This is a genomic window from Spirochaetales bacterium (assembly GCA_016930085.1).
Classification (GTDB): Bacteria; Spirochaetota; Spirochaetia; order SZUA-6; family JAFGRV01; genus JAFGHO01.
The window spans coordinates 47463-53699 of the sequence record JAFGHO010000050.1; the positions used below are offsets into that span (position 1 = coordinate 47463).

A 6237-nucleotide genomic window follows, 5' to 3' on the forward strand; every position below is an offset into this window, starting at 1 on the left:
ATGGCAAGAAAAATACTCCCCCTCTTTCTCCTTTTTTCCCTTACGATGTGCGCGACCCTCAATGTCCGGCAGGAGGAGACGGCGCTTATAGATATTATAGGACTGATCAATGACGGTGACGGCGCCGGGCTGGCGGAACGTTCCCGAACCCCCTTTCTGCTGGACGGGGAAATCGTGATGATGAGTGCGGATATGAGGGCACTCTGGAACAACCTCGCCGCGTCGGGGTTCGGCATCACGGGCGCGGTCGTGACGTCGGTTGAAAGAACCGGAAAGGAAACCTACCGGGAGTTTTCTCCGGCCATGGAGGTGGAGGTTTTTTTCCGGAAATACGTCCCCCCGACGGCCGTGGTGTCGCATATCAGCTCGAACGAAGGGGAGTACATCTTCCTGACCGCACGGGGCAGGGGGAACCGGACGCTCCTCTACGGCTTCAAAGGACCGGTGCTATGAAAAAAACGATTGTGCTTTTTTTGACATTTGCGTGTTTTACCCCCGCGATTTGTACGGCGGATTCCTACCTGGATTACGCCGACGGGGAGGTCGATATCAGGGACCTAAAGGGCGCGATGTATGAAGCAGTCGAAGGCGACGAGCTTCTCGTCGGGTATTCGGTGATCACGGGTCCTGACGGATACGCGGAAGTGCAGTCCGACGGCTCCCTGATCCGGATCAACGAAAACACCATATTCAAACTCATGGAAACGGAAAAGGAAGGGAAAAAGACCGATGTCCTCTCGTGCCTCGCGGGCTCGGTATATCTCAAGATGAAAAGCCTCACCGAAGACGAAAACGGCCCCCTCATTACAACACAGAGTGCCGTGCTGGGGGTCAGGGGTACCGCCTTTTCCGTTTTTACCGGGATCGACGGCGCGAGCCTTATCGCCGTCGACGAAGGGAAGGTGGCGGTCAGCGCGGCGGGCGAGTCGGTCGAACTCGCGGCGGAAGAAGGGGTCGAGGTCAGGCCCGGCGAGGCGCCCGGAGAAAAGTTCCCGGTTCTTCGGGGCAAACTCGATTTCAGAACGTGGAACGAAGCCCGCCTCGTGGAGTTCGATAAGGACCCGGTCGAGGCGATCGGGCGGGTGAAAAGGCAGATGGACGTCCTCATCGCGAAACTCGAAGAGGAACTTGAGGCCCATAAGGAGAGTCTCTACCGAAGGAACGAGGCACACGGGAAACTCGAAGCTTTTGGGGAAAACGAGAAGAACGAGCGTGAAAAATATTACAAGGAGACGGTATTCCCCATCGAGGTCGAAACAAGCTACCGGTACCTCAATGTCCGCTATTATGCTCTTTCCGCGCTGTCGCTTCGACGCTATGTCTGCGGAAGGATGTACGTGACGATGAAAACGTCCTATATTAATAAGAGGGGAAACACGGTCTACGAAGCCTTTCTCCGGGTATACGGTGAGATCCTCTCATCCTATACCGGACACGTGGTCCCCCATCTCGTCGCGGCGGACATCTGACCGTGATCCGATGCCCGGTTTTTTACCCTGAAAGGAGGAATGATCGATGAAAAAATATTGTGTTTACCTTGTGACGTTTCTGGCATTATCCGCCCTTCTGATGGCGGGGCTCGCTTCCTGCGATCTGTTTCCGGTCTCGATCGAACAGCGGATTTCAATGTTCGAGGACGATTTGAACACATCAGGCAGGGGTGATATCTACCTCCACTTTCACCCGCAGGAGACGGCGATGTACGATCAGATAAAAAACCCCGCTTTTTTCGAAGGCAGCCCGCTCGATTATGATAACGAGCCGTTTACGATTACGATTTCAAGCGGTCCCACGTCTATCGGAGGAGGGCAGGAACAGCTGACGGGGACTTTTTCACATCAGTATGATTCTTTTTCTCTTTTACTCATCATGATGCAGGCAAACGACAGTGATGACTGGCTTATCAAGGAATTCGATCTTGATGGAGGAACCTTTGAAATAAAGCGGGAATAGCCCTCCGCGTTCTTTCACACGCACTGCGCCTCAGCGGTCCTTCGCTTACCGGAACGATCAATTATGAGTGAACTTGTTCAGCATATCGATCCTGCAATTGGAACGGCACTTTTTATATATGTTTTTCAGATGGGTATTTACCGTATGCGGGGAGACATTGAGCCGGTCTGCGATCTCCTTGTCCGCGTACCCCTGCCTGACGAGCAGGATAATCTGCTTTTCCTTTTCCGTGATATTGTACAGCCTGCACCGTTCGTCAAAAATTTCAGTGTGTGTTTCTTCCTCCCCGTCCCCGTCCAGGAAAAACCGGAAAAGCCGTTCCCGGAGTTGAATCGTGTCCGCCCGTTTCTGGTGATCCTTCAGCTTTACGAGGGAATCTATTTTATGGACGACTTCGTCGATCAGGAACGGCTTGCAGATATAATCCACGGCCCCGAGCGAGAGGCCGCGGAGTTTGTCGTCGACCCTGGCGGTCAGAAAAAGAAAGGGGACATGCAGGTACTCACGGATTTCCGCTACCGTACGGTGAAACTCCCATCCGTCCATGACCGGCATCATGATATCGGAAACGATCACATCCGGGGGATGCCGCATGCTTTTCAACGTTTCCAGAGCGGTTTTCCCGTTCCGCGCGGTGACGACATTATAACGGGTCCCGATGGTTTCTCCCAGGTAGGAAAGCAGCTCTTCATTATCCTCTACCAGCAGGATGTTCTTTTTTGCCGCTTCCGTCGTCTTCCCGGGGGAAAGGGAGCTTCCTCCGCTTTCAACCGCATCATGTCGAGCCCCGGTTTCCGGCGTGATAAAGGGATGGACAAAGACGGCATCCTCATAATAGCGGTGATGGTCGTATACCGGGCCGCCTTCGGGTTTCAGGACGCAGTCGATCCCGCCGTCCGACGCCCCCCCGTCCGCCGTGTGGAGGGAACCGGATTGCACGGCGCTACCGGCTTTAGCGTTTTCTTTTTCCTCAGCCGGGCGCCTGAACGCGGGGAGGAGGATGGTGAAGGTCGTCCCTTTTCCCGGCGCGCTTTGCACCGATATACTCCCGCCGAGGAGGCCGATATATTCTTTCACGATGGAAAGCCCGATCCCCGTACCGCTGTATCTCCTCGTGCTGGAACCGTCCGCCTGGCGGAAGCGTTCGAAAATAAAGGGTAGTTCTTTCTCCGGTATACCGATCCCATTGTCCGAAATGACGATTTTCAGCAGTCCCGTGGACATTTCATCGGGCGTTCCCGAAGTATGGGGCCGGACGTGCGGTTTTGTCCGATAGGTTTCCGGGGCAAAGGGGAATGCCGTTTCCAGACATATGGAGCCCCCGTCCGGAGTGAATTTGAATGCGTTGGAAAGGAGGTTCGAAAGGATTCGGAGTATCTTGTTTCTGTCCGAATAGACGGAAACAGGCCCGCCGGGGACGTTGACCGTCCAGTTCATGTTCCTGCTCGAAGCCAGGGAAGAAAAGGACGAACGAATCGATGCCATTAATGAAGAAAAATCAAAATACTCGGGGGAAAGCTGCATCCGGCCCGCGTCTATCCTTGAAAGGTCGAGGACCTGGTTGATTATATTAAGCAGGTGGTAAGCGTTTCGCCGTGCGCCCGAGATCAACCCGGCGGCCTTTTCCGGAAGCCCCGATGTGGTATTCATCAAATTCTCAAGGGGCCCGAGGATGAGGGTCAGGGGTGTTCTGAGTTCATGGGTGATATTCTGGAAGAACTCTGTTTTATATCGGTCTTTTTCCTTGAGCTGCGTATTTATGCTATGTAATTCCTTTGTACGGGCTTCGACTTCCTTTTTGAGATTCAGGCTGAGGTATTCGGCTGTTTTAAAGGCACGGGAAAATCGTTTGGAAAGGATTATCGACTGGAGAACGAGAAAGACGATATTGCCGTAATGAACACTGTCCGGATTCGAGGGCAGGGATCGTATGAATACGGTCACGACATTATAGACGATAAAAAAGAGAAAAATGAGATATCCCCCGAAAATGTAAGGGAATTCCTTTTGCGCGGTACGACGGGCTTTCATCAGTATATAAAATATATATCCGCAATATATGGCTATGGTAAAGTAAAAGGCAAAGACCATTCCGGCAACGATCCATGCCGGGACGATAAGGATATATATCGTTTCAAGGACGATAAAGATGAGGCCGGCGCGGACGGTATTCCTGAATACGGCGGGCCACCTTATCGTATAAAGCTCTTTCACATATAAAATAAAAACCGGAAAGGCCCATATGACCGATATCCCTTCCAGTTTGAGCCGGACGCTGAAAATATGCGGGAGTGTCGCGGGTAATATCACATCGATTTTCAAATTCAAATAGCGCACGAAGCATATAATACAGAAAACGAAGAAATAGAGACTTGCCCTGTCACTCTTTCGTTCCAGCCAGAGAACAAAATGATAGCAGGACATCATAAACAGGATACCGAGAATAACCGCGTATTGAAAAATATCCATGCACAGGTGCCGCGTCAACTGGTTCATCGTTCCCAGCTTGAGACTATGGGAAGGTCCCCCGAAATTGTTGATAAAGTTGGATATTTTCCAGGATATGACGTATTCCCGGGTATCCGGGGGAAGGGGAATGATGACAGGAAGGAATCTGGGCACAGACCCTTTTCTGGTATCGCCGGCCTTTCCGGATTCCGCGATTTTTTTGCCATTGACATAGAAAACGGATGAAGTGAGACTCATTTTGCAGTATAGGCCGATGGGGGTTTTCGAATTGCTTTTCAACCGTAAACGGAGCCAGCAATACCCGAAACGTTCTCCCGTCCGGTCATTCCAGTTGCCCGGCACCTTGAAATTTTCCCATGCCGAATCATCGTAATCCGTACCGGTGAAATCGGGATCGTCCCGCATCCATGTGAATTTCCAGTCCCCCGTCAGGTCGATTATCCCGTCCTTCTCGAATTCCCAATCGCCCGTATCGATACGGCCATTCTGAATGCATGGTGCCGTTTTTTGTAAACCGGAATGACAGGAATAAGCAATGATACCGGTAACAATAATTGCCAGTATCGCGGGAAACGTTTTCGATCGACGATTATTTTTCAATTTTCTCATCTATTTTTATTCATAGACCACTATGTGCGAAAAAATTATATGCTGATCGGTATATTTTCTTATACCATGGGATATACCGGACACCGGATATGCCGCAGAAGGCATACACCGGCTGTGATTTTCTTTTGGCAGGTAAAAAAAGGCCTGTCCGATAATGTTCGGACAGGCCTTCATCGGATATAGCGCCCTCGGGGGCGTTTTTTCGTTATTACTTCGACTGCCGGCAGTAATTCTGAAGCAGTACCCTTGCCTCGCCGCAAATATCGAAACTTCCCCATCCGCCCAACATCTCTATGCAGAATATCGTGGCGCCCAGTACGTAAGCATCCTGGCGCAGATTGTCGTCATACCATTTCAACTGCTCGACATAGTCCTGAGCGTTCGTGAAATCTTTCCACCCCCCGCCGTGGCCGATGACTCCCCCGTCGATGCCGCATTCGGTAATAACGGCATTGATCACGCGATTGGTCGGTATGAGGTATTGATTGTATAATTTCCGGTACCTCAGTGTGTGCCATCCGTCCCCGATCATCGATGGGGCGTCGTATTCGTGAAGCCCCAATATTCCCCCGTGTGCCATTGCCGCATCGATCGCTTCGTAAAACCTTTGAATGATGGCAGGGTTGGTGACATCCGGGGTGCCCTGGCTGAAATTGCCGATACAGGCCTTTCTGCCGTGCTGGGCGAGAATTTCGACACGGCGGACTTCAAAAGCATTGTACCACACCATCGCGCCTTCGCTTCCGACACCCGGTTCGTTCAGTCCTTCCCAGTAATCGACATCGGGATTGTTCAAAATCGTATTCCCGAACTGGTTCCACCAGAGTTGCGCCTGTGCCCGTGCGTCCGCTTCGTCCCATTCTTTTCCCGCCGGCTGATTCGGTATGAATAGTCTCGCGATTACCCTGGTATTGGGGGAGACCGATTTGATCTGTTTTACCCAGCCGACTTCATTCAGCACTTTTACGAATCCCGGTTGGGCGGCCTGAATAAATTGACCGGATTCCCCGAACCCGTTGCAAAAGGCGGTATGAATTGTCAGTTTGCTTCGTGTCGGTGGGGGCGGGGGTGTGGGCGGGGGCGTCGGGAGATCTCCGACGTGGATGACGGCCGAATCATGCAAAACGCCGTCACAGGAAACGGTAAAGGTGTAGGTGCCGGAAGAGGGCGGGATGATGCGCTCTTCATTGGCAGGGGAGCAGCGGA

5 protein-coding genes are annotated in these 6237 nt (G+C 52.1%); 3 read left to right on the forward strand and 2 right to left on the reverse strand.

Annotation, left to right across the window (positions count from 1 at the left end; all coding sequences use genetic code 11):
• From JW881_08360 to JW881_08370, 3 genes are read left to right on the forward strand one after another with little or no spacing between them, the layout of a single operon-like run.
• The gene (locus JW881_08360; protein ID MBN1697510.1) at nucleotides 1-453 is read left to right on the forward strand and encodes a hypothetical protein; all 453 of its coding nucleotides are present in this window, start codon (nucleotides 1-3) and stop codon (nucleotides 451-453) included.
• Nucleotides 450-1469, forward strand: coding sequence for a FecR domain-containing protein (locus JW881_08365; protein ID MBN1697511.1), 1020 nt, complete (start codon nucleotides 450-452; stop codon nucleotides 1467-1469). The genes JW881_08360 and JW881_08365 overlap by 4 nt, the downstream gene beginning before the upstream one ends.
• A gap of 46 nt (nucleotides 1470-1515) precedes the next feature.
• Entirely contained in the window at nucleotides 1516-1953 is a 438-nt protein-coding gene (locus JW881_08370) for a hypothetical protein (GenBank protein MBN1697512.1), read from the forward strand.
• A gap of 57 nt (nucleotides 1954-2010) precedes the next feature.
• Here JW881_08370 and JW881_08375 read toward each other — a convergent pair whose 3' ends face one another.
• Nucleotides 2011-5031 (reverse strand): response regulator, encoded by a 3021-nt coding sequence (locus JW881_08375; protein MBN1697513.1) that lies wholly within the window; start codon nucleotides 5029-5031, stop codon nucleotides 2011-2013.
• A 208-nt stretch (nucleotides 5032-5239) separates the two neighbouring features.
• A partial coding sequence (locus JW881_08380; protein MBN1697514.1) for a hypothetical protein occupies nucleotides 5240-6237 on the reverse strand: 998 nt, incomplete at its 5' end.